The organism is Aestuariivita sp., assembly GCF_021404545.1.
In the GTDB taxonomy this organism is placed as follows: Bacteria; Pseudomonadota; Alphaproteobacteria; order Rhodobacterales; family Rhodobacteraceae; genus Aestuariivita.
Map to the genome: position 1 here is coordinate 1 of NZ_JAAWWD010000001.1, position 26,899 is coordinate 26,899.

Genomic DNA, 26,899 nt, shown 5'->3' on the forward strand with positions numbered 1-26,899 from the left:
AAAAAGACGAGGGCATCGTAGGACCGGGAAAGGTCCCCAACCGACGGATAACCCGCGGGACCTTTTGGCCGTCCGCCCGCGTGCCCTTCCGGCAGACAGTGAATATCCAACCAATCGCGGCTGACATCTAACCCGATGATCCTTGCCTGTGATAATTTACCCACGCTCTCTTCCGTCTGCTCCGCGGTCCTGATCGGCCGCACTCAACTGTTCGAGACCATGAAGAGAGACGGTGCTGGCTCGCTAGGAAACGTGCTCAACGCCACAAGGCTCAGACGCCAAACACCGCCCCGTCACCGGCCTCGGCTAAGTGAACACGAAGTTCTTGATGCTGCTGGGGCTGCATTTTCTTCTCTCATTTTGACTGGCAAGAGGGCTGTATCCAGATCACCTGTTCTGCTTCCAATGAAAACAGCGATCAAAATTGCAGACTTAGTGGAACAAAGCATATGTATCATACCTTGACACATGTATCTCTTTATGATACGCGCTGTCCATGATCTAAAGTACCAAGGGCAAACTCGCTGCCAGTGCCGTGAAAGGCAAGTATGGCAAAGGCTTCCCGAGTGACTTGGTGAAGCGCACGCAGGCGATGCTTTCGGCGCTGGATGCTGCGGTGGTTGTTGAGGATTTACGGTTCCCGCCCGGCAATCACCTTGAAGAACTGAAAGGGGATCGGGCCGGGCAACACTCCATGCGGATCAACGGGCAATGGCGCATCTGCTTTGTCTGGACGTCGAACGGCCCTGCTGATGTCGAGATTATGGACTACCATTGAGAGGATACGCTGATGAGCTTGCTTGAAGATCCGATGCACCCCGGTGAAGTCCTGAAGGAGCTTTACCTCGATCCCTTGGAAATGGGGGCCATCGCGTTTGCGCGGCGTCTGGGCGTGCCTCGGACTCGGATCGAGCGGTTGATCAAGGGTACAACTGGGATCACGCCTGACACAGCGCTACGCCTTGCCCGCGTGTTCAACACGACGCCAGCCTACTGGGTGAACTTGCAGACAAACTATGACATGGCTTTGGCGGCCAAGGAGATAGATGTGTCCAATATTGAGCCATTGGTCGCCGCTTAATGCAGTCGTAGAATAAACTGTTATCTTGATAGCGTATTAGCTCTTGGGATCAGATAAAGAGAAGATTTTGACCAAATAGTTCGTAGCGAGTATCGAGTAACTGCCGATAAGGTGCAAAATACGGAAACGCCTGATCCTTCATTTCGTTCACTATCAAACAGACGGAAAAGAAAGCCGTCAATGATGACTCAAATTGAGTTTTGATTTTTGGCAGCCAATTTCTCCTCCAATTCTCGGACCTTTTCCTCAAGGGCCGCGGTTTTGTCCGCAAGCATTAAGCCAGCCATCAACAGCATTCTAGCCTCTGGCATCCTACCAACCTCCTTTGAGAGAACTGTAGCCTCGGCATCCAACATCTTGGCCGCAGCGATCAAATACTCGGCTTCTCCCTCCTGGTGTGCTACCGAAAAGGTTCTCCCGCCAATTTGAATTTCACTCTCACTGCTGCCAGTTTTCCCCTGCCTATTTTGCTTCGCAAGAGCTTCGTTATACCGGGAAATCTCCGCAGAGAGTTCGTCTGGAGTCGAGATGCCTTCAAGACGCTCTAGGTGATCCAGTTGAAATTCATCAAGCTCGACAAAACGGGGTAGGTCACTTACCTGGAAAAAGTAGGGAATGTTAGTGTTCACAATCTTCGTCCTCAAAGTGTTGAATGTCACTGAGAACTGACCCGGTATGCCCATAAATTGTCACTGAGAATTGACCCATGTGAACACATTGCCCCGACGGTTTTGGTTGGGGAGATTTGGAGTGATCGACATGGGATTTTTGAGTGTCATTCGACGCTGGGCATTGCGTGATAAAATGCCAATTCGAGAGATTGCCCGTCGGACGGGATTGTCTCGCAATACGATCAAGAAGTCCCTGCGCGAAGGCGCGGTCGGTGATCAGGCTCATGTCGATCAGGTCCTGTATCCAGGCGTGCAGTTCGTCGCGGCCTTGGGCGCGGGTTGAGCCAGTGATACGAAAAAGTTGCGCCATGGCGTAACTTTTTTATTTTTACGTTGTGGCGTAATTATTGAAGATGTACGCTCTGGCGTAAATGGAGCGCATCATGGAAACTCTGGCACGCACACCTGAACAAATTGGCACTGCCCTACGGCGCGCGCGTAAATCAAAGGGGCTGACCCAGAAAGAGGTCAGTTCTCTATCCGGCTTGCGCATCGCCACGATTTCCTCGGTCGAGAACGGCGACGAGGGAACGCAGCTCAAGACAATCCTGGCGATCATGATGGCGCTTGGCCTGGAGTTTCGGATCGGCGAGCGTCGCAAGGATCAGCCTGATATCGAGGATATCTTCTGATGGCACGCAGGCTGACGGTTCTTTTGAACGGACGCCTTGTGGGTGAAATCGACATGGCACGTAGCGGCGCGATCTCGTTCTGCTATGCGCCGGACTGGCTAGCATGGGAGCACACGCTTCCCGTTTCCCTGTCCCTGCCATTGCAAGAGCAGGCCCATCAGGGTGCGCCGGTCATTGCCTATTTGGAAAACCTGTTGCCGGACAATCCGGCGATCCGGGAGCGGGTGGCCGCGAAAACCGGGGCAGGCGGGACGGATGCCTATAACTTGCTTGAGAAGATCGGTCGTGACTGTGTGGGAGCCCTGCAATTTGTCGTCGGCGACGACCTGCCGGAGCCGAAAGGACTAGAGGGGGAGCCGGTTTCCGACGCAGAGGTGGCAGACGTGCTCCGCAACCTCGCGACGGCTCCGCTTGGGATCGAGGACGACGATTTTCGGATTTCGCTCGCTGGTGCGCAGGAGAAGACAGCGCTGCTGAGAAAAGATGGTGATTGGATCCGACCAGTCGGCATGACGCCGACGACCCATATCCTGAAGACGCAGCTTGGCGTGCTGCCAAACGGGATCAACCTGTCCGATAGCGTCGAGAACGAATTCCTTTGCATGACGTTCTGCAAGGCCATGGGGTTTGATGTGGCCGAGGTTGAGATCGCCGATTTCGAGGATGTGCGCTCGCTGGTGGTCACGCGCTTCGACCGGCGCTGGACTCGCGACGGCAGGCTGATCCGTTTGCCGCAGGAGGATTTCTGCCAGGCGCTTGGTTACCCGCCAAGCCAGAAGTACCAGATGGACGGCGGTCCTGGCATTGCGGAAGGCATGAAGCTCTTGTCTGCGAGCGACGATCCTAACGACGACCGTCTGGCTTTCTTCAAGGCACAGGTCGTCTTCTGGCTTCTTGGCGCGACGGATGGCCACGCGAAGAACTTTAGTATTGCCCTGCGCCCCGGCGGCGGGTTTCGCATGACCCCGCTCTATGACGTTCTCACGGCACAGAAGGCGGTGGCGGACGGGCAAATCCGCCACAATCGGATGCGCCTCGCAATGTGCGTTGGCGATCAGAACCACTACCGGATTAACGAGGTGGTAAGGCGCCACTTCCTTGAGACGGCCAAAACGGTTGGGCTGGGTGGCGATTTGGCTGAAAACGCAATTGATGCTCTTCTCGTCCGCGTTCCGGCAGCAATGTTGGAAACAGAGCGCGCCCTTCCTGTGGATTTTCCGGATGAACTGCAGGCTTGTACCTGGGAAGGAGTCGACGCCCGCACAGCGGCACTGACGGCTTAATCGGGAAGCACTGCTGAGATAGCCAATACGCAGCTTTCGGATCAGCTTCCAGCGCTTGAAACCATTCAACGAACTCGACGACATCCAGCCGTCGTTCACCAGTTTCTATTTTGGCGACATAGGACTGGGGCCGCTTTAGGCGATCAGCAAGCTCTTGTTGTGTAACACCTTTTGACTTCCTCGTTTCAACCAGCACCTGCATCAACGCCTGGTGCCCCGGCGTTCGCAGACTTCTGGTCATGCGGCATCTCCATTCGGGCTAAGCCCTTGCCGCGTAATCCTGTTCTGGTATTATCCCATTATGGGATAATATGGAGGCGATCGTGTCCGGTTCCCCGAAGATCAAGCCCGAAATGCCGTTCGGATACCAAGTTATCCGGGGCAATGTCGTGGACATCGTCGACCGCGTCGAGCGCGATGTGAACCGGCGGACCCATCGTGTTGAGCGGACGCGTCAATGGCGCGAGATGACACTGAGGGAACCGAATGGCCAAGAGCATGCCTTTGTTGGTGAGGTTCTTGACCGTGCGCGCCACGGTGACGATGTGGCGGTTGTGCTTGCCCCAAGGGGGCGTGAACCGATTGCACTCGCCGATCTGACGGGGCAGTTCCTGCAACTGCATGGCTCTGCTGATCCGGACACGTCCGAGAGCGGCGGTCGCGTGTCGGCCGCTTTTCTGATCGCGTTCTTCGGAGCTCTGCCGGGCCTGCTGGTCTACTACACCTTCCTCGTGATGCTGTTTCCGAACATGAGCGACAGCATGTCCGCAGCAGCCTTGAAGTTCTATCCCTTTGTCTTACTGCCTGTGGCGTGGTGGGCCTCAACCAAGCTTACGGCATGGGCACATGAGAGGGCCAAACGTGTTTGTGCCGAGGTCGAGCAAGCCCTGGTGGCAGCGGGCATCACATCGGACACCGAGGTTCGGGATATGCACGGCGCGAGGCAGGTTGCGCTGGCTTAGTCCGACCGCCGATGATAACCGCCTGCACCCGGCATCCGTCGGCCATTCATCCGAGAAAAGACCATGATCAACTGGTACACGGCCGACACGCACTTCGGCCACGAAAACATCATCATGCATTCTGGCCGCCCATTCCGGTCTGCGAGCCACATGGATGCCCTATTGCTCGAAAACCTCGCTTCCAGGGTTGGACCAAAGGACGCGCTTTGGATCGTTGGCGATTTCGCCTTCGGTCCGAAAGCGAAGGACCAAACGTGGCTCGCAAACCTGTTTGCGCGGCTTCCGGGTGCAGAACAGCACCTGGTCGTTGGAAACCATGACGGCGAAGCGACACAAGCGCTTCCATGGACGAGTGTTACCCATTTGACCGAGGTGGCCGACGGCGGCGGCGCGCCGTCTGTGCTGTGCCACTACCCGATGATCACCTGGCATAGAGCACGCAAGGGCGCTCTCCAGCTATTCGGGCATGTGCATGGTCAATGGATGGGCAGTCGAAACGCGGTAAACGTCGGGGTGGATGTTTGGGGCTATGTACCTGTCACAATCCGTGACATTCAGCAGCGGGCCAAGACATTGCCGGTCAACAAGCACTGGGAAGATGTTGAGCACAATGCTGCGTCGGCCTAAGGCGCTGTTTCAGCTGCATTCCCAATGAGTGGCTTGTCCGTCTAATCCCTTATGTGGAGTAGACCGCAGTTCGCACAACCAATAGTATATGTGAAGGGGTAGAATCCCACATAAAGCAAAAACACTTTTGGGGATGTCGATGACCACAACTTTTTCCGAAGCCCTCGCACCGCTGTCCAAACGGATGCCACGCGCCGTGCGTGACATAGAAATCCTGCGTGTCTCGGCGCAGCTCAATGGCGAAGACTACGCGACCTCTGCGGAGGCTGCGCGGAAAGAGGCACTGAAATGGGCAAAGAAGCGAGCAGGACGAGCGCTGCCCCAGGCCGCTTGGGAATTGCAGGATTTCGAGCTGCCGGTGGGAGGGAGAAGTAGCACAGCAGTGCGGATCGAGAATGATGCGCTTGATCTCTGGGCGCTACGGACGGAGGACCCCGATAAAAATGTGGCCGGGCGCGTCTGGTCCACGGAGATTGTCATTGGTGGCGAAGTCGGCAGTCGTCCACACGTCAGCCTTCGCTTGATTGTCAGTACAACTGAGTCGGATTTTGCCATCGAACCCCACGTGCCGGGGCCAGTGTTGCAGATGATTAAAGCACCTGGGCTAATCCGGGGCGCTCGGCGACTCGACTCGGAGCCAGTGGCGATCCAGAAGGAAAACGACGCCGAAGACCTTTGCGATCATCTTGAAGACCGTGATCGACAACTACCGATCTTTGTCGTGGCCATGCCCGAGGATGGCGGAGCCCCCCGTATCGATGTTGCAGCGTTGGCCAAAGCTGTTGCTGGTCTTGCCCGCATCGTGCTCGTGCCTGCCGAATTGACTTGGGTTTTGACCAAGCGCTTCGGCAAATACCGCTCCGTGTTCAACGGTGGGATCAGGGCCTATCTACGGGGTTTTTCCGCGACTGACGACCCCTTCCGCCATCGCCTGTTCCTTGAAGCTGACTTGCGCAAAGACGGCGCTGAGGTCGCCTGTGTTCGAAGTTTGCGTGCATTGGCCGCCGAGGTCAGTATCTCGGAAACGCGGCTAGGTAAGGATGTTCTTGATTTTGTATCGGTACGAACCGCAAGCAAGAAGCTTCGGAAAACCGATGTTATCAACCAAGAGGTACCCGACGCTGAGCGTTTCAAGTTTGCGGAAGAGTGGGCTGAAAGCCTCGAAAAGCAGGTCGAAGAGAAGGAAAAGGAGATAGACGGCTATGTAGCAGAGATCGTGACAACGGAAGAGCGTGCGCAGGCCGCTGAGCAAGAAAACCGCTCATTGTTGTTCCGTATCAGGCAATTACAGGCTGCACTGGCCGAAGGTGGCGAAACCCCAACGGAGGAGCCGCCATTGCCGCAAGATTGGTCAGAGTTCACCGATTGGCTCGACCAGACCTATCCCGACAAAGTCTTGTTGAGCCCGGCCGCACGTAGGATGGCTCGCTCCCCCGAGTTTGAAGACGTGACGCAGGTAGCTCGCGCAATCGCATGGCTGGCAACTGTTCAACATGACCGGCGGGTAAATGGCGGGGGAAGCCTCAGGGATGTTCAAGTCGAGAACGGCATTCTGAATTCACCATGTGGTGGAGATACATATGCGGCCGACTGGAAAGGTAGGCGCTACGAAGTTGATTGGCATGTGAAAAACGGCGGCAACGTGCGAGATCCCAAAAGGTGTCTGAGGATTTACTACTTCTGGGAGTCTGAGACCCAACAAACCATCATAGACCACCTTCCCTCACATCGCAGGACAAGTGCGACGTAGGAGTTGACTTCGACCGGTCACGCCGCAGCGGTTTGATTGGTCTCTCTGACCAGTCGGATAATTTCGGCGGATTGCGCTTTGCTGAAGACACCCATGATCCCCATGTCATCAAGATCGGTAAACGGGCTCTCATAAAAAGTTTTGGGATCCACAACACCGTTCTCGCACAGGCTGTTGATAATCAGCTCGATAAATTCGGTCTGGTTTGCTGAAAGCTGGTTGGCTGCGGCGAAATCACTGAACACGGCTTTTGCAGCGGCTCGATCTAGCCCTGTCAAAGAGCGCAGGAACATTCCCAGACCGCCCTCGTTCTGAAGACGTTCGAGTCCCTCTTTGTCGGCAATGCCTTCCGAAATCAGCATCCGTCCAAGCTCCTCCAAGTCGGCCGGGGTAAGTTGCTCGCCGCGCCTGATTTTCTGAAGAGCGATATTGTCCGAGTGCGCCTCTATGAACTTTCGTGTTTTCGTCTTGAAACGCACTTTGTCCACGCCACTCCCGACCTCGGGCAAGTCGATGGTCGTCGATGCACCAATGCTGTCCTCAAAATCCGTGATGACGTTCTTTCGTTCCTTGGGCTGGATCAATTCCGCCAGGTTGCGTAGTCGTCGCCTAACGTCCTCTAGGATTTCAACTGTGATATCCTGCCAATACTCATCCGTTTGGATCGCCAACAAAAGCTCGAGTTCTTTTGCGACAGTCGGAACGTTTGAGAGACGTTCCAACGCGAAAGCAAATGATATGATCCGCCTTTGTAGATTGGCAAAGGCGGCGTCGCCACGAAGCAATAGCAATTGAGCGTTGAGGATCAGAAGATCGAATTGCTTCGCGGCAAGTCCTCCATCCTCGAAGGCTGTTGGAAGACCTGCAACCTCCTCGACCAATGCCAGACGTGCATCAAGGTCCAACGTGTCCCATGCTTCCGCATTTTGAAATCGTTCCACTGATCGGCGCGCTTGTCGGACGATGAAATTTTCAAGGTTCATCCCTAGAACTTCTTGATGTAGACGGCTCTTTACATCAACAAGCAAGGAGCTTTTGCTCCCGTCTTCGACCAAGGAGTTGATCAGGTCGACGCGCGACACAAACAAGCGTTCGCCAATTGGTCGCGCGGCAGGACCATCTGTTACTTGGGGGTTTTCGTTGAAGAACTCCAAGTTCTGGCAAAAGTCGAAGACGATGAATTCTTCCTTGTCCTGCCCGGGTCCAAACAGGTCCTGGCAAGTTCGGGTGCCTCGACCAACCATCTGCCAGAACTTTGTTCTTGATCGGACGATCTTGAAAAAGACTAGGTTTACGACTTCCGGTACATCAATGCCTGTGTCCAGCATGTCTACTGACACCGCGATATGTGGTGCCTTCTCGGCTTCGGAAAAATCGTCGATCAACGATTGGGCGTAGGTAACGCTGTAGTCAATGAGACGCGCGAACTGCCCCTTATGGTGCGGGTAGTTGGCATCGAAGCGCTCGACAATGAACTTCGCGTGGTCGCTATTCTTCGCGAAGATAATGGTTTTCCCAAGCCTGTCACCTCCAGCGACTTTGATCCCGTGGGTCATCAGGTGTTCAAGCACCTTGTCCACAGTATCCTTGTTGAATAGCCATCGGTTTAGATCAGCCGATTCGACCCGATCAGGAATGATGCCTTCGTCATCCCATTCTATTGCATCCCACTCGGCTTTCTCCAAGTACTTGTTTCTCGACAAAGCAATGATGCGGAAGCGGTTGGCGCGATGATCAACTCAACAGGGAAACTCTTGATCCCAGATCGTTTGGCCAGTCGACCAAGAACTGAGTTTGTGAGGTGGCATCGAGACCACGTGTTCAAGCATTGAACGAAGGGAACAATCGATCGACATGGTTCGGCTCGACTTCGACAAGCTGTCGCAGCAGGCAGTGAGATACCATCTGAGTAACCAGTTGCGGCAACGTGCTGAAGAATGCGAGGCAGTAGTCTCCTCGATAGGGGCGAACTTCAGAAATCAGATGCGACGATTTGCAATGGGTGATAAGGCTTTGCAGCGGTCGTTTGATACATGAAATGTGAAGGTTGGGATTGAGTCTTGGGAACTTGGAAAGAGAAACTCAACGAGTTGGTGGCCGAGCGGTGGGCAGCGGTGGGCAAACCTGTCTTTCTGTCGCAAGCTCGCCCTCTACTCAAGAAGTCCGGGCTCGATCTCCCAAGTGAGGCTCATTCCATCGGTGTAAAGGACTATTTGGAAATCCATGCTAGCGACTTCTTTCAGATCGTTCGACCAACCGATGATCCAAAAGACGTTGCTTGGGCCCTAGCACCGAAACACTTGTCTCGGGATGAAGTCTTTAAGAAATATGAAGAAGAGAAGCGTAGCCCCACCAATTCCGCTGAAGCACCGCGCTTCCACAAGGCCATTTGGAGTGCATTTCATATACCTAAGCAGGACCAGACCGAACGATACCTCAACCTGACCGGGAAGCCATCCTTCTTGAATGTTGAGTCTGGAAATGAAGCGCCAGAGGGCTGGTCTCACATACCCGCGCAATACTTGCACAGTGGCAATGACCAGGTCGACCGGGATGTAACGGAAAAAAATCTCCGTCGTTGGTTCGAAGACAACCAGGCTGACATCGATAAGACAGTCGTGATTCAGCGGAAAGAAGCCCAAAGAGGAAGTCAGAATGACTTCTTCTTGGCGATGTCTCGACTTTCTGAGCGGGACTTGAGCCGCATTTCCGTACCATTGGATTTGGTAGTCAAACTGCTTGGAAAATGATCTTTGTTCTAGTTGGATTCGAAGCATCTCTACATCAGTCGTTGATTCGTAGATTGCGCAGGGCCAAACCAAATTTGGTTTTTGATGGCATTGGCAGTCGGCTGAATGAAAACGGTGGCGCTTCGCTTAGCGAGTTCGACGATTGGCTCCACAAATACCTAGCAGGGAGCGCGTCGCGCAAAGCGATGCCTGTCTGTTTCATTTTGGAAAGCAGTTCAGGCTTTTGCAAAGAGGTGAAGGCTAATTACACTCTGGCATTTCAGGTGTGTTGTGTCGATGTAGGAGTGAGCATATCCAACCCCAATGCGCGCGAGAAGGCAGTCTTCCAAGTAGTTTTGAATGATGTTGAGGAGGCTTACAGAATTCAGAAAAAAGTTCTGTCTCCCGAACTTCATCAAGCCAACAACACGCCAGCACCACTGCCGTTTCAGAACTTTAGCTGCAAGAAGACAAACCGCCAGGTCAATGTGGTCAAGGAAGCTGTTTGGAGAAACGATCAGGGCGAAATTAGCAGGGCGATCAAAGGTCTAAGAAGGGTTTGCCCCAAGAATGTTGAATCCGGTGGCGCGTTTTTTCGTAGCGGGAAGGGCCTAAGGTTTAAGACGCCCGGAAAGTATGAGCATGGAGAACGGCGTCCGGAATTCGGGCCTGATCTGGGGCATAGTGCAACTTGTTGGTTTAGAGCACATTATAGGTTTGGCGCGAAGATCCGATCTGCTTTTCATTATGACTGTGAACCCGAAAAGGTAACAGGGCGGGGGAATATGAAAAGCTTGTCTTTTGTTGGCTGCCATGAGCAAGAGATGACTTGCAGCAAACCGACGCACGCAAACATCTATCCCAATGAATTTGTTAGATAAAAATATGGGGGCAAAAGCCCCCATATTTCGCGAAATAAATTTTGCCAAGCTCCGACTGTGCAAACATTGCCTGCATCGTACCTTATCCCTCAAAGAATACCCGAAGGCGCAACGTCTTGCGGCTTCAAGGAACTTCTGAAAGGGAAGCGAACAACATCTGGAGCATCTGTTGTCGCATTCGCATGGGTCAGTCACCGTTGCCGGCAAGTAGACCGAACGTAGTCCTCCTAGGCATAGCCGTCACATACACTTTGTGACGAACAAACGAATCAGGAGAATTTCTTCTCCTACTCCTATGTAGTACAGCAGTGTTACTAGTTCAATAATGTGGCGAGATCATAGTTTTTGTATGCAAGCAAGTCCAAATGCACCCAGCCCTCTGGCGCTCCATGCCCTACTGTCAGGATACTTCCGTCGTCAGCATCGCTTCGGAGCTATGTGTTTGTGCCTTATACAAAATACGGTCTGCCGCTTCAGAATCAACCAAATGCATCCTTACTTTTCAATGCCGCAACCCCCGCTCCGCATGCGCCTCTTGGCTATCTAGCTGTCCCCCAATCTCTCGGCGGCGGCTTTCGCTAAGGTCAAGCTCTGCTGCAAGTTCTCGTTCAGCGTCTTGTAACTCGCCTCGTCGTTCAGCAATCCGCTCAAGGCCTTCATGGATGCGGCTTGTGAACGAATGAGCAAGGTCACGCAGTCTTTCAAACCAGCTAGTTCCTTCTCGATCCTGCCGGTCGAGCGTGTCTCCAAGGCGGTCAAACCCTTCGCGGAGGCCTCTGAGGCCGTCACCAACCGCTCGACGCAGGCGAGTAAGTCGCGTTCCAAGGCTGTCAGTTGGGTCATCTAATCCACCTCGATCCGAATGCATGTGACGTGTCGTCCGTCCATCGTGCAGGTCCTGAGCCGCGTCTTCGATGGGTTCAGGATCAACCATGTCCCCTCGGGCCGCTCGATCCGTGTCGCCGCGCTCCTCAATGAGGCGCGGCGGTGCTGATCAAGTTCTTCCCCAACGGCAAAGGCGTGGGCGCGGGGCCGGTTGGCTACCTCGTGGCCGAGCGCGTGCTGGCCTACGACGGCAATCGCGATCTGATCCGCGATGCAGGCGGTCAGCCCATGACCGTCACGCGCACTCCGCTGCCCGAGGTCCTGCGCGGAAACTCCGAGCGCACCGAGGCCCTGATCGACGCCAGCCGCCACCAATGGACCTACCGCGCTGGCGTCATCAGCTTTGCCGACAGCGACAACCCGACCGACGACCAGCAGGCCGAGGTCATGGATGGGTTCGAGCGGCTGGCCTTCGCGGGGCTGGACCCTGAGCAATATGAGGTGCTCTGGGTCCGCCATCGCCACGAAGGCCGGGTCGAGCTGCACTTCTGCACGCCGCGCCTGGAATTGACGACGGGCAAGAGCCTCAACATCGCACCGCCGGGCTACCAGGACGCCTATGACAGTCTGCGGGACGTGATGAACCAGCGTCACGGTTGGGCCGATCCGATGGACGTGGAGCGCGCGCGGGAGGTCCGCGACACCGTCGAAGCACCAACCCGCGCTCAAGGCCGCGATGAGCTGCACGCATGGCTGCAAGACCAGATCAGCGTCGGCCTGATCACGGACCGCGCCAGCATGCTCGACGCGCTCGTCTATGCGGGCTTCGACATTCCCCGCGCAGGCAAAACCTACCTCACCGCCCAAGACCCCGACACCGGCGAACGCTGGCGTTTGAAAGGAGAGATTTTCCATGAAGACTGGCAAGCCGACCCGGCTGAGCGAGAAACTGAACGCGGAACTCGACACGATCCGAGCCGAACACGTCGCCTCGATCTCATCCCAGCTCAAGAGCTTCAGGATCGATTTGAAGAACATTGTGGGCGCCGCGCAGCATACCATCGCGAGCGATACGCACCGCTTTCAGACCGAGACCGCGAGCTTGTTCGAGACACGGCTGAGATCGATCCGCTTCTGGCTGACGATCTCGCCCTGGCTGATCGCGGCGCTGGTGCTGACGGGGATCGCCTCGATGATGGCCGCGAGCTTTTTCTGGACGGTGCACCTGACGCGCTCAGAGCTGACGGAGATGGGCCTGATAGCAGGCCAACACCTTCTCAGCTTCTTCATCCTCCGCCGCGACGCGCTCGCGCGTAAGAGGTTTATGGATGGTTTTAGGATGGTTTGGGGGCCGTGGTGGCCCCGGTACCCCGGCCACTGTGGCCCCCGATCCGGGTCCAGTCTGGACGGGGTCCACTGTGGCCCCCGTCTCGATATCGGGTTCAGCGGTCAGTTCCAGCGCCTCTATCCGAGCGAGATCGATCCGGTAAACGACCGTGAATCCGTTCTTGCACCCCCGTGCCCCGGTCTCGACCAGTATGCCCTCCTTTAGAAAGTCCCGGATCGTGCGCTTGACCGTTGTCTCTCCCAGCTCGGTGTGCCGCTGAATGGTGCCTTTGGAACACCAGATGCCCGAGCCATCATCCGAGGCCTTGTCCGCCAAGAACATGATGACCTGCTTGCGCGTCGCACTTCCAAACTTCCGCTCGGCGCAGGCGTTTGCGACACGCCAGCTCATCGGACGGCACCAAAAGCCGCAAGGACGTGCGAATTTTGTACAGGTTTTGTACGAGATTTCGCCCGTTTTCGGAGAATTCGGCGGAAAACGAAACGGGCGTTTCTGCACGCTTCTACACAACAGGCTGAAAATAAGTCATATTTTTCAGGCGTTTTTGGCGACCCCGGCAGGATTCGAACCTGCAACCTGCCCCTTAGGAGGGGGCTGCTCTATCCAGTTGAGCCACGGGGCCGTGCCGGGTCTTCATACCTTGGGTGATCCCAGTTGTCATCGCCTGACCTGCGTGCTTGCCCCGCCCACTGCGTTTGCGTTAACACTTGACACAAGCGAACCAGAGCACAAGGCGCCGCCCCATGTCGATCGAGCAGAAACGCCCCCTTACGCTGAGAGACGTGTCCGAGGCCTCCGGCGTGTCGGAAATGACCGTCAGCCGGGTCCTGCGCAATCGGGGCGATGTGTCCGACAGCACCCGCGAACGGGTCCTCGCCGCCGCTAAAGACCTCGGCTATGTGCCAAACAAGATCGCAGGAGCGCTGGCTTCCAACCGGGTCAATCTGGTGGGGGTGATTATTCCGTCATTGTCAAACATGGTCTTTCCCGAGGTAATGACAGGCATCAATCAGGTGCTTGAAGATACCGAGCTGCAGCCGGTCGTGGGTGTCACGGATTACCTGCCGGAGAAAGAAGAGCGTGTCCTTTACGAAATGCTCTCATGGCGCCCCTCCGGCGTGATTATTGCCGGGCTTGAACATTCCGAGGCTGCACGCATCATGCTCAAGGCCTCCGGAATCCCGGTGGTTGAGATCATGGACAGCGACGGCACGCCGGTCGATGCGATGGTTGGTATCTCCCACCGCAGGGCGGGCCGCGAGATGGCCAAGGCGATCCTCAAGGCCGGATACACGCGGGTGGGGTTCATGGGCACCAAGATGCCGCTCGATCATCGCGCGCGCAAACGGTTCGAGGGCTTCACCGAGCATCTGGCCAAATCTGGGATCGAGATCGAGGACCGCGCGTTTTACTCCGGCGGCTCAGCGCTGGCCAAGGGGCGGGAGATGACGGCCGAGATGCTGGCGCGCTCGCCCGAGCTGGATTTTCTCTATTACTCCAATGATCTGATCGGAGCGGGAGGACTTTTGTATCTGATCGAACAGGGCATCGACATCCCCGGCCAGATCGGACTGGCGGGGTTCAATGGGGTCGAACTGTTGCAGGGGTTGCCGCGCAAGCTGGCCACGATGGATGCCTGCCGACTGGAGATCGGGCGCACCGCCGCTCAGATCGTGGCGGCGCAGCTCAAAGACCCGGAGGCCGAGATCGACAAACAGGTCACCCTGTCGCCCAAGATCTCCTATGGCGACACGCTGCGCAGGCGCTGAGCCGTGACCCTGCCCCGACTGAGCAACGCCCAGGCGCGGCGGCTCTTTTTGCACAAACATGCGCTGGCAGAACAGCCCAGCGGGCGCGCCAAAGGTGCCGACCTTTTGACGCTGATCGAAAGGCTGGGATTTGTCCAGCTCGACAGCATCAATACCGTAGCGCGCGCCCATGACATGATTCTCTATGCCCGCAGGCCCGCCTATCGGGCCCAGAACCTGCAAAGGGTCTACGAAAAGGATCGTGCGCTCTTTGAACACTGGACTCATGACGCCGCCGTTATTCCCATGGCCTTTTACCCGCATTGGAACCTACGGTTTCAGCGCGATGCGGATCTGCTGAAACGGCGCTGGAGCAACTGGCGCCGTGATGGGTTCGAGGCACGGTTTGCCGAAGTGCTGGCGCATATCCGCGATCACGGGCCTTGTTCGTCGTCGGATGTGGGGACCGATGAAAAGAAAAGCTCTGGCGGCTGGTGGGACTGGCATCCATCAAAGACCGCGCTTGAGTACCTCTGGCGGTCCGGGGCGCTGACGGTCGTCGGGCGACGCGGATTTCAGAAACGCTATGACCTGACAGAAAGGGTGATCGACCGGACGCTGCTTGAGACCAATGCTCGGCCCGAAGCGGCAGAGACGATCGGCTGGTGTTGCGCGTCGGCACTGGATCGTCTCGGCTTTGCCACATCCGGTGAACTGGCCGCGTTCTGGGACACGGTAACCCCGGCAGAGGCGAAGATCTGGTGCGCCGATGCCCTGACCCAAGGCCGGATTATCGAGGCCGAAATCACCTGTGCCAACGGCACGCTGCGCCGGGTCTTTGCCCGGCCCGATCTATTGGAAGAGGCCGCCAAGGCCCCTGAACCCTCCGGCCGCATCCGCGTGCTGTCGCCGTTCGATCCGGCGCTGAGGGACCGCAAGCGGGCCGAGCGGCTCTTTGATTTCCATTACCGGATCGAGGTTTTTGTACCCGAAGCCAAGCGAAAATACGGCTATTACGTCTTTCCCCTGATGGAGCGGGATCGCCTGATCGGGCGGATCGACATGAAATCCCAGCGCGACGCCGGTACGCTGGCCGTGCGCGCGGTCTGGCCCGAGCCATCCCTCCGCTGGTCAGACGCGCGCACCCGCAGGCTGGAAGCGGAATTGCAGCGGGTCGCCCGGTTTGCCGGGTTGGATGAGGTTCGGTTTGACAACGGTTGGCTCAACATGTCTGGCTCGGCGCGAACACCTTCAGCGAGGCCTCCATGAGCCATCCGGATTTCCACGGCGTCATCTCCCCCATCCTGACCCCGTTTCAAAGCGATGGCTGGATCGACCGCGGCCTTTATGCCGATCATGCACGGTTTTCGCTGGAAGCGGGCCTTCATTACCTGTCGCCCTTCGGAACCACAGGGGAGGCCGTCGCGGTCGGCATGTCGGAACGGATGGCGATGCTCGAGCATCTGGTGGAATGCGGCTTACCCGCCGCCCGGATGATGCCGGGAACGGGGCTTTGTGCGTTGCCCGATACGGTCACTCTCACCCGCCATGCGGTCGATCTGGGATCTGTGGCTGCGATGGTGCTGCCACCGTTCTACTATCCCGCCTCCGACGAAGGGCTTTATGCCTATTACGCGCGGTTGATTGAGGCAGTTGCGTCCGACCGGCTGCGGATCTGCCTTTACCACATACCCCAAATGTCAGGCGTTTCGATTTCGCCCGCACTGACAGCGCGGCTGGCGACGGATTTCCCTCGGACGATTGTGGCCTACAAAGACAGCAGCGGCAACTGGGACAACGCCAAGGCCGTGATCGACGCGGCCCCAGGCGTGTCGGTTTTTCCCGCCTCCGAGACCCAGCTCATTAAAGGGCTGGATCAGGGTGCGGCGGGCTGTATCTCTGCGACGTGCAATTCCAACCCTTCCGTTATCCGTGCCTATTTCGATGCGCATCGGGGGGATGAAACCGCCAAAATGGCTTTGTTAGAGCCTGATATGATCCGGCACAGGCAGGCCGTGCAGGGCGCCGGTTTCATTCCCGCACTGAAATCCATGTTCGCGGTCGCGACTGGAAATGACACTTGGCTGCACACCCGTCCACCAACGGACGATGCCGATCCGGCACTGGGCCACAAGCTCGTATCAGAGCTGGAGTGGAGTTATCCTCCGGCGGATCCGCGCTAAGGCGGAAGTGGCCGACCAATGCGCGCGGCATGGGCGATCAACCCACCATGCTCTTGTGGAAAACCCAGGCCATGGCAGGCAATCGTATTCACATCCCGGGCGTGTATCAGGTGTCCCTCGGACAGGATCAGGCGGGCTTCCTGAACCAACGCCATCATCAACCTCTCCATCATCTCTGCGGCTGAAAAGCTGCGCTGCGTGACCTTGGCAAACCAGGCTTCCTCGCGGATCAGATCTTCGATCAGCGGGTCGATCACGGCACCTCCGCCACCGGGATAACGGTACCAGCCCCAGCCCACTTTCTTGCCGATGCGGCCCTCGGCGACGGCACGATCCGCGATCAGGCTGGTGCGCCGTTGCGCGCGCCGCCGGGCATAGGCCACGTCGAGGCCGGTCAGGTCCTGCGCCTCGTAAAGACCCAGGTCAAAGCCGAAGGCAACCATGGCCTCATCAAGTTCCCACAGGACGGCACCTTCAAGCAAAAGTTGATCCGCCACCTGCTCCAGCCGGTCCGATAGCCTTAGCCCGACGGAAGGATACCCCTTTGGCAAGACAACAGGCTTGCGCCCGATCCGGCGGGCCAGCGTGGTGGCACAATCGAGCGTCTCGCCAGAGGTCTCGGGAAACCCGGTTATCTCGGTCAGGGCACGGAACTGCATGGGCTGAAACGGCACGAACCGGACCCGAGCTGCAGGGTGAGCGACGACATGGCCCGTCACACCTGAAAAAGGCGTGGCAAAGATCGCAGGGTCCGGGACCTGGAAAGGAGCCGGATCTGCGCCGCTTTCCAAAGCGTCGAAGACGAACGCCGTGTCGGTCGGCGCATCCGTTGAGACCGTGAACGACACGCGCGCTGCGACATCTGGATCGTCCCGGTCGGCGAACACTTGGACGCGCTCCAGCGTGCCTGCGTCCGGCTCTATCACAGTCACACCCAATCCCGCCCGAGCCGCCGCCAATGCAAGAGAAATCCCCGCGCCGCTGCTGCCCAGAATGACGATGGTTTGATCCTGCATGCGCGGTCAGATCAGGAACCGGTGGTCCTGGATCAGCTGCAGCAATTCGGCCAGAGACCGCTCCACCGGTTTGCCGGAGGTATCGAGCTGCGCCAGCGCTTTGCCATATTGCGCCTCGCGGCTGGTCAGGATCGATCGAAGCTGTTCCATCGCCTCGGGGTTGCCCGCCATTGGCCGCTCGTCGCCCTGCGCGCGTACCCGCGCCATGTGCTCATCGGGCGAGGTCTTGACCCACACCGTATGGAAATGCGCAAGGAGCGACGAATACGTCTCGGGCTCTGCCACGATACCGCCCGCGACAGCCAGGATCATCTTGTCATGGCTGGCCACGATCCGTGCCAGCGCCTGCGCCTCCAGCTTGCGATAGCCTTCGGGACCATAAAGCGCCATGACCTCGTCCACCGGCATGCCGCTCTGGGATTCGATCTCGTCATTCAGTTCGACAAAGGGAAGGCTCAACACCTCACCCACGCGACGACCGAGCGTCGACTTGCCCGCCCCGCGCAAGCCAACCAGACAGACCCGGCGGGCCCGCATTGCTGCGATGGGTTCGGGGCTGAGGATTTTCATCGCCGCGTCACGGACCTCTTCGGGGGCGCCGCGATACAGATTGGCCACCCGCAGCGCTTCCGAACTCCAGGGGTCATCCTCGGCCAAAAACCACTCGATCCGATGATCGAGCGCGATAGCCACCCGTTGCAACAGCCCAATGGAGATATTGCCCTCCCCCGCCTCGAGCTGCGCCAGATAGCGGGGGCTGACGCCCGAGATATTCGACAGAACCCGGCGCGGGATGGCTTTGCGTTCACGCGCACGGCGGACCCGTTCGCCCACCCGCGTCATCACTGCCGCGACAGCGTGATCCGCCGTGCCAGAGGTTTCATCGGTCTCGGTGTTCGGGGTGGGTGTCCCAGCCATGCGCGCTCAACGGGTTTGTAGAATAGTGCAACATACTAGACGGGAGGCTGGGCTGCTTTCAATGCAAGAAAGTGCACAAATCACGTAGGGATCAGGGGCTCCACCAGCGCGCGGATCTCATCGGGCGGCTTGCGGCTCTGAAAAGCGTCGGCAACGGTGAACACACAGACGAATGTGCCCTCGAAGCAAAGCTGCCCGTCCTGCGATCCCGCCACATGGAATGTGATCGACTTACGACCCAGCTCTGTCGGCCAGACCGCACAGTGCAGTCGGTGGCGCGGCGTGATCGGTGCGCGGAAATCGAGGGTCATATGGACAAACGGCGTGCCCACGTTGCGGTCAAGCTCCATCTGGTACCAGCCTCCGCCCAGATGATGTTCCCACCACGCATCAATCGCTTCGATAGCCCAGGCAGGAATGCGTGCGGTATAGGCAATCTTGGCCGGGTCGCAATCGCCCCAACCCACACGGATCACATATTCAAACGGATCGGCCACGGGTCAGTAGGTTTCCACGTGATAGCGGCCATCCTCGCGCATGGTATCGCGCAGTTCGGTCCACACCAGACCGGCCCCGCGTGCAATATCGGAAAGCGCCTCTTCGACCCCGTGCTCCATCGCCTTGAGGCCGCAGATGTATATATGGCCCTTTGGATCGGCCATCAGATCGGCAACCTTCTTGGCGTTTTCCCGCAGCTTGTCCTGCACATAGGCCTTCGGCTCCCCCTCTTCCCGGCTAAAGGCAAAGACCCTGTCCATAAACGCTTCGGGCACTTTCTTGAGCGGTCCGAAATAGGGCAATTCCTTGGGCCTGCGGGCACCGAACACAAGCGTCAGACTACCTTCGGACATCGGAGCCTCACGTTGACGGCGCATGGTAAAGCCACGGAATGGGGCAGATCCGGTACCGGTACAGATCATCATCAGATGTGCGTCCGGGTCGGAGGGCAGCAAGAAGGTTGCGCCGAATGGCCCGGTCAGATTGACGGTGTCGCCGGGTTTGAGGTCGCAGACAAAGTTGGAACAGAGGCCCTCATCCTCCCGCTTGACGGTGAGCGAGATGTTGTTGAACCCGGGCCGCTCTCCATCGCGCGGGCTGGATATCGAATAGAGGCGGGGCAGATGCGCGTTTCCGTTCTCATCGGTTCCCGGTGGGATGATACCCACGCTCTGTCCTTCAAGCACCGGAAAGGGCTGCGCACCCAGGTCGAGGATGATGTGACGCACATCACTATCGCTGTCCTCTGCCGTCAGGCGGTAATTGCCCTGCACGGTCGCCTCCGCCGGTTTGGCAAGATTATACATGTTGATCGTGGGTTTCGATGCCGTGGCAGGCGCCTTCGCCTTTCCACCGGCACCGGCATGAGCTTCGGCCAGCAATGCGGCGATGGCCTCTTCCAGACCGTCTGTATCGGCATCGGCGCCACAGGGGCTTTCGATCTCTTCCTGTTCAGGCAGCTCCATCCATGAATACTGTTCTTCAAGGGAGTAAGCGCTGTCCTTGTCGGGCACCACCCGCCATTCGTCGATGGAGCCTGTCGGGCAAACCGGGATGCAGTCCATGCAGAAATTGCACTTGGTGGCGTCCACAATCACGTTGTTGTCGTCATGCTCGATCGCCTGAACCGGACAGGTCATCTCGCAGGTATAGCAGCGGATACAGATCTCCGGGTCGATCAGGTGTTGCTTGAAGGGGGCCGTCATGCGTGTCGGTCCTTTGCAAGGATGGCATCTGGCAAGGTCATCGCCTCGATCAACGCAAGGCAAAGACCCTTGCACCCAGGGCACCCCAAGCATGGCTGATCGGGGATCTGCAAATCGTTGGCAACGGCGCGGGTGCGGGGCGCGAAGGCGGCCACTTGGTGGGTCTTCATGTCTCGTCTCTCCGTGGGCGTTTGCGGTAGGGCGGGATTTATCCCGCCCCGCGCGTCATGCCATATGCAGTTTCACATATTCAAAATCGCCAGGCTTGTTGTCGATACCCACCTTGGGCGGCGAGATCCAGCTGGCGAATTTGCCGGGTTCAAAGCAGGGCTTCATCAGCGACTGGATGAAATCGCCATCCGCGTGGGTCGGCAGCCAGTCCATCATGCCCTTGTCATATTCAGCGCCCGACACCAGATTGCCATCCGGATCGAAGTTTTTGTTGGCGAAGACACCGATCTTCCGGTTAAAGGCCTGATGCGGCAGCTTCATCTCGAACTCGACACCCGCACGGTCGATAATCTTGTTCCAGCGACCCACACCGCCTGACGCGTCGCGCACATAATCGTCGCGCAGGCGCATATTGATCGCCGTGAGCGCAGGCACCTCACGCTCGACGATCTGGCCATCCACCAGATCCAGCACATGATAGGTGTCGCCCGTTAGCTTGTGATCGTCGTCGATCCGCATCTCCATATAGCGGCCCTTGATGCCGGCGTTGAACGCGTTGGCGGCGTTCGTCGACACCTCCTGGCCGAACAGATCGAGCGAGAGCGTGTAGTGCAGGTTCAGCTTCTTCTGGATCGTGGGCAGGTCGATCACGCCCAGATCGCGGATCTTGTTGATGTCATAAGGATCGGTAATGCCCGCCTTGTTCATCGCCTCGACCGTGGCCTGAATGGTGCGGCCGACGCCGGTCTCGCCGACGAACATGTGGTGGGCCTCTTCGGTCAGCATGAAGCGGCAGGTACGCGAGAGCGGATCGAACCCCGATTGCGCAAGGCTTTCCAGCTGCATCTTGCCGTCGCGGTCGGTGAAATAGGTGAACATGAAGAAAGACAGCCAATCCGGCGTTTCCTCGTTAAAGGCCCCCAGCATGCGCGGGGCTTCCTCGGACCCCGACGAGCGGACGAGCAGGTCATTCGCCTCTTCCCGGCCATCCCGGCCGAAGTATTTCTGCAGCAGATAGACCATCGCCCAAAGGTGGCGACCTTCTTCGACGTTAACCTGAAAGAGGTTGCGCATGTCATAAAGCGAGGGTGCCGTGAGGCCCAGGAACCGTTGCTGTTCGACCGATCCGGGTTCGGTATCGCCCTGAATGACGATCAGGCGCTTGAGCATGTTGCGGTATTCACCGGGCACTTCCTGCCAGGCCAGTTCGCCGAAATGCTCACCACAGGGAATGCGGCGGTCTTCGACCTGCGGGGCCAGCAGAACGCCCCAGCGATATTCCGGCATCTTGACGTAGTCGAACTTGGCCCAGCCCTTGGGGTCGACGGAGACGGCGGTGCGCAGATAGACCATGGACTCCTGAAAATTCTGCGGGATCAGATCGTTCCACCAGTTGATATAGCCGGGGTGCCATTTCTCCAGCGCCTTGAGCACCTTCTTGTCTTGGCTGAGACCCACATTGTTGGGGATCTGCGTGTCGTAGCTTACGTTGATGAGATCGAGCATCTTTTCCTCCGAGGGTGCGGCGGGATAAATCCCGCCCTACAGCGTTGATCCGGGACCGGCCGCCGCCGAAACCCGTAGGGCGGGACTTGTCCCGCCGCCCGAGCGGGTCAGACCCGCTCCATGTTGTAATCGGCCCGCTGACCCGAGCCATAGCGTTGCAAGGCGCCGTCCTCGCCCACCGCATTGGGGCGCTGGAAGATCCAGTTCTGCCAGGCGGTCAGACGGCCAAAGATTCGGGTCTCCATCGTCTCTGGCCCCGCAAAGCGCAGGTTCGCTTCCATCCCGGTCATCGCATCGGGTGAGAAACTGGCGCGTTCTTCAAGGAAGATACGCACCTCATCCTCCCAATCGATATCGTCATAGGCATAGGTGACAAGGCCCAGTTCTTCGGCGTCCTCCGCCTCCAGCGGTTCCCCGATTGAGCTCTTGAGTTTCTCGACCTGGTTCGGCTCTCCCAGGAAGCGGGTTTCCAGACGGCTGAGATCGTTCGACATCGGATATATGCCGAAATTGGCGGGCGACAGCGTGACCGTCGCCATGTGCCGGTTATCGCCCTCGAACTCCTCCAGCATCATATAGCTGCGGTCGACGGCCCACAGCAGCTCCGCCAGAACGCCTGCATAGCACGAGCCATGCTCGACCAGCGCCACGAGGCTCCTCGAGGTCATGTCCACACGTTTCAAAACGCGTTTCCAGTATTTCAGGATCTCATTGGCCAGCCAGTGATCCGCATTGTCCAAGAGCAATGCCTCATGCGCCAGCACCGTCGCCGGATTGCCCTGGGTCTGAAAGACGACCAATCCGGCCTCCCGCTCATTCAAACGAAGGTGCAGGATGGCGTCGTCCAACTCACGCGCGAGGCGCAAAAGGTAAAGCTCGGCCCCCAGCGCCTGGGCCTCGTCCATCGACGCGGGCACATCCTGATCGGGGCCCTTCAACGTGATCGTGGCGCAGCTCGCCTTGCGGTCCACCGCGACCTCGACCAGCGAATAGGACACCGACCCGTCCTCCGCAAAGCTGCGGTTGAGCGGTGTGAGCGTAATCCCCTTAGCGACATCGGGCTTCGCGGACTTTGCCGCGAAGTCCTGCGCGCGCTCGGCCACCACCGTGTCGAACTTGGAGTTCGGCACGACCTCGTCCACCAGACGCCAATCGACGGCGCGCTGGCCCTTGACCCCTTCTTCGATGGAGCAGAACACATCCGCCCGATCCCGACGCACCTTGCGTTTGTCCGTCACCCGGGTCAGGCCGCCGGTGCCCGGCAGCACGGCCAGGAGCGGCACCTCGGGCAGCGCAACGGAGGAGCTGCTGTCGTTGGTCAGCATGATATGGTTGCACGCCAGCGCCAGCTCATACCCGCCCCCGGCGCAGGCGCCTTTCACGGCGGCGATGTATTTCTGGCCGCTGTCTTCTTCGGCGGCTTCATAGGTATTGCGCGTCTCGTTGGTGAATTTGCAGAAATTCACCTTATGTGCATGCGCGGCCCCGCCCAGCATCCGGATATTGGCCCCGGCGCAAAAAACATTGTCCTTGCCCGACCGCATCACGACGACCTTGACCTCGGGGTGTTCGAACCGCATCCGCTGGACCACGTCGGCAAGCTCGATATCCACGCCCAGATCGTAGGAGTTCAGCTTCAGCTCATAGCCGTCAAAAAGACCGCCTGCCTCATCCACATCCATGTAAAGGGTCGCGACCGGCCCGTCATAGTCGACGCGCCAATGGCGGTACTTTGACGGGTCCATTTGAAAGTCGATCACCTTGGACATCGACAGCCCTCCCTAAGCTGTAAGTTGCATGCACTTTAATGCGCTATGCGGTATGAGTAAAGCGTCGTGATGCATGATAATGCTTAATAAATCCGCAGTATCATCAGGCACTTGGTTAAAGTACGCCCCGCCTACATCTCAAAAAATGCATTTTACTGCATATCTCTCGCCATCTCCCGCTCCAACGATTCGACCCGATCAACCAGATCATCCACCGCGAAACCCATCACCTCGGCCCCGCCCGCGGACCGCGCGGCGCGCGCATGGCCCCGGGCCAGGTCACACAGCCGACGCGCGGCGCCCGCACGGCCCATCTTGTGTTTCAGCGCCGCATTGGCAAGCTGGATCACCGCCTGCACCATTTGATGTTCGGCCGAGTTACGCGAGGTGGCCATCCAAACAGGCTCCAGCACTTCATGCGCTTCCCAGAAAAACCCCTGATCGAGGAACACCAGCCCGGCCCGCCAGGCAAGCGTCCGCTGCAAGGCGGCCGTATCCATCCCCGGCGTGACGGAGGCATGGAACCTCTCGAACGCCACCTCATCGTGGCGCGGGGTCTGCCCCGGGATATAGGCGTGACCGGGCAGGTCGATCTCAGGCAATCTCGACCTCGGCCGCTTCGATCCGCTCCAACCGGGTGATGAAATCGGTCACCGCCGCCAAAGTCTGCTCGGGCTGTTCGAGATGGGGCGCATGCTTGCAATCATCCAGGATCGCCATATCCACCGGAGAATAGGCACGGTCGTCAATCTCTTGCACCTGCGCCAGCGTCCCGTACTGATCCTCGCGCCCCTGAATGGCCAACACCGGAATACGCAGGTAATCTATCGCCTCGGCCACGTTCCAGTCCAGGAAGCCGGGATCGAGCCAGGTCTCGGCCCAGCCCAAAAACGCGCCGTCCACATCTGCATGATACTTGGCCAGACGCGCTTTCAGGTCCCCGTTAAGATAGTCTTCACGCGCCGTTGCGATCTCGGCCAGACCGCTCTGTTCGGTAAAGAAATGCGGCGCCATCAGGATCAAACCGCGAATGCGCAGATCTTCCACACTTCCCGCATAGATCGCGGCGATTGTGGCCCCGTCGCTGTGACCAAAAAGAATGCCGCGCCGGAACCCGATGGCGTCGAGCAGCGGCGGCAGCACATCCACCGCCTCCCGCGTCATGAAATCCAGCGGGCGTGACAAGTTCACGGCATCGGACTGACCATAACCCTGGCGCGAATAGACAAAGACGCCCAGACCCGTCGCATCCGCCACCCTTTGCGGGAAATCACGCCAAAGCGCGACACAGCCCAGCCCCTCATGCAGCATCACGATGGTGGCCGCCTCCGCAGGTGGCGGGCCATAACAGGCGTATTCCAGCGCGATTCCCTTGACCGTCACGTGGCCAGACCCAGACCAGTCCATCATGTTGTCTCCCTCAGTTTGAAACGCTGGATCTTGCCCGTCGCCGTTTTGGGCAGATCGTCGACGAATTCGATCCAACGGGGGTATTTCCATTTGCCGATCTTGTCCTTGACGTGATCCTGAAGGGCGGCAGCGGGCACGGTGCCACCATCCTTGAGTACGATAAAGGCCTTGGGCTTTTCCAACCCTTCCTCATCGCGGGCCGGGACCACGGCGGCCTCCAGCACGGCAGGGTGAGAGATCAGCGATTGCTCCACCTCGAACGGCGACACCCAGATGCCCGAGACCTTGAACATGTCATCGGTGCGCCCGCAATAAACCAGCCGCCCATCTGCGCGCTGCTCGTATTTGTCGCCGGTGCGCGTCCACTCGCCCTCGAATGTCGACCGGCTCTTGTTGCGCTTGTTCCAATAGCCGTCCGCGGCAGAGGCCCCGCGCACCAACAGCTCACCGATCTCGCCCGCGCCCACATCGGCGCCGGTCTCGTCCACCAGCCGCAGCTCATATCCCGGCACCGCAACACCGGAGGTGCCATAAACCACATCGCCCGGCGCGTTCGACAGAAAGATATGCAACATCTCGGTCGAGCCGACACCGTCGAGGATATCGACCCCCCAGATCCCGGCCCAGGATTTGCCAATCTCCTCGGGCAGCGCCTCGCCCGCCGAGATACAGACGCGCAACGGGGCGTCGGGGGTGCCCACGCTCGTCAGGTGCTGAACCAGCGCGGCGTAAAGCGTGGGCACACCGCAAAAGATCGTGGGGCGTTCAGCGGCCAGGATATCGGCCACCCCGTCCGGCGTGGGGCGGCCATTGAACAGCACCGCCGTAGCGCCCACGCTGAGCGGGAAGGTCATGCCATTGCCCAACCCATAGGCGAAAAAGAGCTTGGCCACCGAATAGACGGTATCGTCCTCGCGAATACCCAAAACCTGCGCGCCATAGGTGTCGGCGGTGGCCTTAAGGCTGGCATGGACATGGCGCACGCCCTTGGGCTGCCCGGTCGATCCCGAGGAATAGAGCCAGAACGCACATTCATCATCGCTCACGTGAACCGGATCCATGGCGTGCGCGCCCTCGGTGAAACTGTCGAACCTGATCGTGCCTTCGGGCGCCTCTCCGATCACAACGATCTGGCGCAGCGAGCGCGTCTTGCGCGCCGCGGGCAGGACGATCGGCAACAGCTCGGCCGAGACAAAGAGGATCGCGGCACGCGCGTCGTTAAGGATTACCTCATAGACATCCGTCGCCAAGAGCGTGTTGAGCGGCACGGCCACCACACCGGCCTTAAGGCATCCCCAGAAGACCGGCGGAAATTCGAGCTGATCGAGCATCAGCATCACCGCGCGTTCCTCACGCATGATGCCCGCGCGGGTCAACGCATCGGCCACCTGGCCGCTTTGCTCGGCCAGTGCGCCATAGGTCAGGCTGCGCCGGGGTGCGGCGGCTTTGCGAAAGGCCACCTTATCCGCGCGACCTTCGGCGATATGCCGATCCACGAACCAGCACGCCGCGTTGCGGTTGCTCTCCATCCTATCCTCCCTCCGGTCCCGCCTCCCTTGGGGCGAGGGTCGTCCGTCTGACGCGGACCCGGGTGACTGACTGATTTCCTCCCATCAATCAGCGCGAGTCGCGTCTTGATCGACATCATGCACCAAAGCGCGCGCTATGCAACATACTGCTGTTATT

25 protein-coding genes, 1 tRNA gene and 3 pseudogenes are annotated in these 26,899 nt (G+C 58.4%); 14 read left to right on the plus strand and 15 right to left on the minus strand.

Going from position 1 to position 26,899, the window contains the following annotated elements; genetic code table 11:
- The first annotated feature begins 535 nt into the window (after nucleotides 1–535).
- Both HEP69_RS00005 and HEP69_RS00010 read left to right on the plus strand, forming a co-directional pair.
- Nucleotides 536–778: a type II toxin-antitoxin system RelE/ParE family toxin gene (locus tag HEP69_RS00005; protein WP_290556460.1), complete on the plus strand. Its 243-nt coding sequence runs from the start codon at nucleotides 536–538 to the stop codon at nucleotides 776–778.
- A gap of 12 nt (nucleotides 779–790) precedes the next feature.
- Nucleotides 791–1,081, plus strand: a complete 291-nt coding sequence (locus tag HEP69_RS00010; RefSeq protein ID WP_290556461.1) for a HigA family addiction module antitoxin — start codon at nucleotides 791–793, stop codon at nucleotides 1,079–1,081.
- Between the two features lie 206 nt (nucleotides 1,082–1,287).
- Here HEP69_RS00010 and HEP69_RS00015 read toward each other — a convergent pair.
- Nucleotides 1,288–1,512: pseudogene (locus HEP69_RS00015) on the minus strand (cell division protein ZapA); the annotation flags it as partial.
- Between the two features lie 328 nt (nucleotides 1,513–1,840).
- On the opposite strand from HEP69_RS00015, the pseudogene HEP69_RS00020 reads away from it, so the two are divergent.
- The 3 genes and pseudogenes from HEP69_RS00020 to HEP69_RS00030 all read left to right on the plus strand — a co-directional run.
- A pseudogene (locus HEP69_RS00020) lies at nucleotides 1,841–1,957 on the plus strand (helix-turn-helix domain-containing protein); the annotation flags it as partial.
- Between the two features lie 178 nt (nucleotides 1,958–2,135).
- Nucleotides 2,136–2,384, plus strand: a complete 249-nt coding sequence (locus HEP69_RS00025) for a helix-turn-helix domain-containing protein (RefSeq protein WP_290556462.1) — start codon at nucleotides 2,136–2,138, stop codon at nucleotides 2,382–2,384.
- On the plus strand, nucleotides 2,384–3,667 hold the full coding sequence (locus HEP69_RS00030; protein ID WP_290556463.1) for a type II toxin-antitoxin system HipA family toxin: 1,284 nt from the start codon (nucleotides 2,384–2,386) through the stop codon (nucleotides 3,665–3,667). Before HEP69_RS00025 ends, HEP69_RS00030 begins: the two co-directional genes overlap by 1 nt.
- A gap of 70 nt (nucleotides 3,668–3,737) precedes the next feature.
- On the opposite strand, the pseudogene HEP69_RS00035 reads toward HEP69_RS00030, so the two are convergent.
- A pseudogene (locus HEP69_RS00035) lies at nucleotides 3,738–3,908 on the minus strand (helix-turn-helix transcriptional regulator); the annotation flags it as partial.
- 82 nt (nucleotides 3,909–3,990) lie between these two features.
- On the opposite strand from HEP69_RS00035, the gene HEP69_RS00040 reads away from it, so the two are divergent.
- The 3 genes from HEP69_RS00040 (at nucleotide 3,991) to HEP69_RS00050 (ending at nucleotide 7,006) form a co-directional block, all read left to right on the plus strand.
- Complete coding sequence (locus HEP69_RS00040; RefSeq protein ID WP_290556464.1) at nucleotides 3,991–4,629, plus strand: hypothetical protein; 639 nt, start codon at nucleotides 3,991–3,993, stop codon at nucleotides 4,627–4,629.
- A 63-nt stretch (nucleotides 4,630–4,692) separates the two neighbouring features.
- Entirely contained in the window at nucleotides 4,693–5,256 is a 564-nt protein-coding gene (locus HEP69_RS00045) for a metallophosphoesterase (protein WP_290556465.1), read from the plus strand.
- A gap of 139 nt (nucleotides 5,257–5,395) precedes the next feature.
- Nucleotides 5,396–7,006 (plus strand): hypothetical protein, encoded by a 1,611-nt coding sequence (locus HEP69_RS00050; protein ID WP_290556466.1) that lies wholly within the window; start codon nucleotides 5,396–5,398, stop codon nucleotides 7,004–7,006.
- Between the two features lie 17 nt (nucleotides 7,007–7,023).
- Here HEP69_RS00050 and HEP69_RS00055 read toward each other — a convergent pair whose 3' ends face one another.
- Nucleotides 7,024–8,691 carry a type I restriction-modification enzyme R subunit C-terminal domain-containing protein gene (locus HEP69_RS00055; RefSeq protein WP_290556467.1) on the minus strand — a complete coding sequence of 556 codons (1,668 nt, stop codon included), beginning with the start codon at nucleotides 8,689–8,691 and terminating at the stop codon, nucleotides 7,024–7,026.
- A gap of 375 nt (nucleotides 8,692–9,066) precedes the next feature.
- Here HEP69_RS00055 and HEP69_RS00060 point away from each other — a divergent pair, with 375 nt between their 5' ends.
- Together HEP69_RS00060 and HEP69_RS00065 are read left to right on the plus strand one after the other, a co-directional pair.
- Nucleotides 9,067–9,756 (plus strand): hypothetical protein, encoded by a 690-nt coding sequence (locus HEP69_RS00060; protein WP_290556468.1) that lies wholly within the window; start codon nucleotides 9,067–9,069, stop codon nucleotides 9,754–9,756.
- Entirely contained in the window at nucleotides 9,753–10,616 is an 864-nt protein-coding gene (locus HEP69_RS00065) for a hypothetical protein (protein ID WP_290556469.1), read from the plus strand. Before HEP69_RS00060 ends, HEP69_RS00065 begins: the two co-directional genes overlap by 4 nt.
- Nucleotides 10,617–11,159: 543 nt before the next feature.
- On the opposite strand, the gene HEP69_RS00070 is transcribed toward HEP69_RS00065, so the two are convergent.
- A complete protein-coding gene (locus HEP69_RS00070; RefSeq protein WP_290556470.1) occupies nucleotides 11,160–11,459 on the minus strand; it encodes a hypothetical protein in 300 nt (99 codons plus the stop codon).
- A gap of 144 nt (nucleotides 11,460–11,603) precedes the next feature.
- Here HEP69_RS00070 and HEP69_RS00075 point away from each other — a divergent pair, with 144 nt between their 5' ends.
- Nucleotides 11,604–12,758 (plus strand): relaxase/mobilization nuclease domain-containing protein, encoded by a 1,155-nt coding sequence (locus HEP69_RS00075; RefSeq protein WP_290556471.1) that lies wholly within the window; start codon nucleotides 11,604–11,606, stop codon nucleotides 12,756–12,758.
- Here the strand turns inward: HEP69_RS00075 and HEP69_RS00080 are convergent.
- Nucleotides 12,676–13,179, minus strand: coding sequence for a hypothetical protein (locus HEP69_RS00080; protein WP_290556472.1), 504 nt, complete (start codon nucleotides 13,177–13,179; stop codon nucleotides 12,676–12,678). The genes HEP69_RS00075 and HEP69_RS00080 overlap by 83 nt on opposite strands.
- A 155-nt stretch (nucleotides 13,180–13,334) precedes the next feature.
- Nucleotides 13,335–13,411, minus strand: a tRNA-Arg gene (locus HEP69_RS00085).
- A 121-nt stretch (nucleotides 13,412–13,532) separates the two neighbouring features.
- Here HEP69_RS00085 and HEP69_RS00090 point away from each other — a divergent pair.
- From HEP69_RS00090 to HEP69_RS00100, 3 genes are read left to right on the plus strand one after another with little or no spacing between them, the layout of a single operon-like run.
- Nucleotides 13,533–14,558, plus strand: coding sequence for a LacI family DNA-binding transcriptional regulator (locus tag HEP69_RS00090; protein WP_290556473.1), 1,026 nt, complete (start codon nucleotides 13,533–13,535; stop codon nucleotides 14,556–14,558).
- A 3-nt stretch (nucleotides 14,559–14,561) separates the two neighbouring features.
- A complete protein-coding gene (locus HEP69_RS00095; protein WP_290556474.1) occupies nucleotides 14,562–15,806 on the plus strand; it encodes a crosslink repair DNA glycosylase YcaQ family protein in 1,245 nt (414 codons plus the stop codon).
- Nucleotides 15,803–16,720, plus strand: a complete 918-nt coding sequence (locus HEP69_RS00100) for a dihydrodipicolinate synthase family protein (RefSeq protein WP_290556475.1) — start codon at nucleotides 15,803–15,805, stop codon at nucleotides 16,718–16,720. Before HEP69_RS00095 ends, HEP69_RS00100 begins: the two co-directional genes overlap by 4 nt.
- On the opposite strand, the gene HEP69_RS00105 is transcribed toward HEP69_RS00100, so the two are convergent.
- The 9 genes from HEP69_RS00105 to HEP69_RS00145 form a co-directional block, all read right to left on the minus strand.
- Nucleotides 16,717–17,736: a 3-hydroxyacyl-CoA dehydrogenase family protein gene (locus HEP69_RS00105; RefSeq protein WP_290556476.1), complete on the minus strand. Its 1,020-nt coding sequence runs from the start codon at nucleotides 17,734–17,736 to the stop codon at nucleotides 16,717–16,719. The two genes, HEP69_RS00100 and HEP69_RS00105, sit on opposite strands and share 4 nt — an antisense overlap.
- 6 nt (nucleotides 17,737–17,742) lie before the next feature.
- Nucleotides 17,743–18,654 (minus strand): helix-turn-helix transcriptional regulator, encoded by a 912-nt coding sequence (locus HEP69_RS00110; protein WP_290556477.1) that lies wholly within the window; start codon nucleotides 18,652–18,654, stop codon nucleotides 17,743–17,745.
- Nucleotides 18,655–18,734: 80 nt separating this feature from the next.
- Nucleotides 18,735–19,151, minus strand: a complete 417-nt coding sequence (locus HEP69_RS00115) for an acyl-CoA thioesterase (protein WP_290556478.1) — start codon at nucleotides 19,149–19,151, stop codon at nucleotides 18,735–18,737.
- A 3-nt stretch (nucleotides 19,152–19,154) separates the two neighbouring features.
- Nucleotides 19,155–20,357 carry a benzoyl-CoA 2,3-epoxidase subunit BoxA gene (gene boxA, locus HEP69_RS00120; RefSeq protein WP_290556479.1) on the minus strand — a complete coding sequence of 401 codons (1,203 nt, stop codon included), beginning with the start codon at nucleotides 20,355–20,357 and terminating at the stop codon, nucleotides 19,155–19,157.
- A gap of 225 nt (nucleotides 20,358–20,582) precedes the next feature.
- Nucleotides 20,583–22,034, minus strand: a complete 1,452-nt coding sequence (gene boxB, locus HEP69_RS00125) for a benzoyl-CoA 2,3-epoxidase subunit BoxB (RefSeq protein ID WP_290556480.1) — start codon at nucleotides 22,032–22,034, stop codon at nucleotides 20,583–20,585.
- 107 nt (nucleotides 22,035–22,141) lie between these two features.
- Nucleotides 22,142–23,803 (minus strand): 2,3-epoxybenzoyl-CoA dihydrolase, encoded by a 1,662-nt coding sequence (boxC, locus tag HEP69_RS00130; RefSeq protein ID WP_290556481.1) that lies wholly within the window; start codon nucleotides 23,801–23,803, stop codon nucleotides 22,142–22,144.
- A gap of 152 nt (nucleotides 23,804–23,955) precedes the next feature.
- Nucleotides 23,956–24,405, minus strand: a complete 450-nt coding sequence (locus HEP69_RS00135) for a DUF309 domain-containing protein (RefSeq protein WP_290556482.1) — start codon at nucleotides 24,403–24,405, stop codon at nucleotides 23,956–23,958.
- On the minus strand, nucleotides 24,398–25,213 hold the full coding sequence (locus HEP69_RS00140; protein WP_366111284.1) for an alpha/beta hydrolase: 816 nt from the start codon (nucleotides 25,211–25,213) through the stop codon (nucleotides 24,398–24,400). The genes HEP69_RS00135 and HEP69_RS00140 overlap by 8 nt, the downstream gene beginning before the upstream one ends.
- Nucleotides 25,210–26,742, minus strand: a complete 1,533-nt coding sequence (locus tag HEP69_RS00145; RefSeq protein ID WP_290556483.1) for a benzoate-CoA ligase family protein — start codon at nucleotides 26,740–26,742, stop codon at nucleotides 25,210–25,212. The genes HEP69_RS00140 and HEP69_RS00145 overlap by 4 nt, the downstream gene beginning before the upstream one ends.
- Nucleotides 26,743–26,899: the final 157 nt, after the last annotated feature.

Coding starts and splice junctions, on each gene's coding strand:
- boxC (WP_290556481.1), bottom strand. CDS start 23,803: ATGTCCAAGGTGATCGACTTTCAAATGGACCCGTCAAAGTACCGCCAT.
- HEP69_RS00090 (WP_290556473.1), top strand. CDS start 13,533: ATGTCGATCGAGCAGAAACGCCCCCTTACGCTGAGAGACGTGTCCGAG.
- HEP69_RS00010 (WP_290556461.1), top strand. CDS start 791: ATGAGCTTGCTTGAAGATCCGATGCACCCCGGTGAAGTCCTGAAGGAG.
- HEP69_RS00100 (WP_290556475.1), top strand. CDS start 15,803: ATGAGCCATCCGGATTTCCACGGCGTCATCTCCCCCATCCTGACCCCG.
- boxA (WP_290556479.1), bottom strand. CDS start 20,357: ATGACGGCCCCCTTCAAGCAACACCTGATCGACCCGGAGATCTGTATC.
- HEP69_RS00025 (WP_290556462.1), top strand. CDS start 2,136: ATGGAAACTCTGGCACGCACACCTGAACAAATTGGCACTGCCCTACGG.
- HEP69_RS00145 (WP_290556483.1), bottom strand. CDS start 26,742: ATGGAGAGCAACCGCAACGCGGCGTGCTGGTTCGTGGATCGGCATATC.
- HEP69_RS00140 (WP_366111284.1), bottom strand. CDS start 25,213: ATGATGGACTGGTCTGGGTCTGGCCACGTGACGGTCAAGGGAATCGCG.
- HEP69_RS00065 (WP_290556469.1), top strand. CDS start 9,753: ATGATCTTTGTTCTAGTTGGATTCGAAGCATCTCTACATCAGTCGTTG.
- HEP69_RS00050 (WP_290556466.1), top strand. CDS start 5,396: ATGACCACAACTTTTTCCGAAGCCCTCGCACCGCTGTCCAAACGGATG.
- HEP69_RS00030 (WP_290556463.1), top strand. CDS start 2,384: ATGGCACGCAGGCTGACGGTTCTTTTGAACGGACGCCTTGTGGGTGAA.
- boxB (WP_290556480.1), bottom strand. CDS start 22,034: ATGCTCGATCTCATCAACGTAAGCTACGACACGCAGATCCCCAACAAT.
- HEP69_RS00045 (WP_290556465.1), top strand. CDS start 4,693: ATGATCAACTGGTACACGGCCGACACGCACTTCGGCCACGAAAACATC.
- HEP69_RS00105 (WP_290556476.1), bottom strand. CDS start 17,736: ATGCAGGATCAAACCATCGTCATTCTGGGCAGCAGCGGCGCGGGGATT.
- HEP69_RS00080 (WP_290556472.1), bottom strand. CDS start 13,179: ATGAGCTGGCGTGTCGCAAACGCCTGCGCCGAGCGGAAGTTTGGAAGT.
- HEP69_RS00070 (WP_290556470.1), bottom strand. CDS start 11,459: ATGACCCAACTGACAGCCTTGGAACGCGACTTACTCGCCTGCGTCGAG.
- HEP69_RS00110 (WP_290556477.1), bottom strand. CDS start 18,654: ATGGCTGGGACACCCACCCCGAACACCGAGACCGATGAAACCTCTGGC.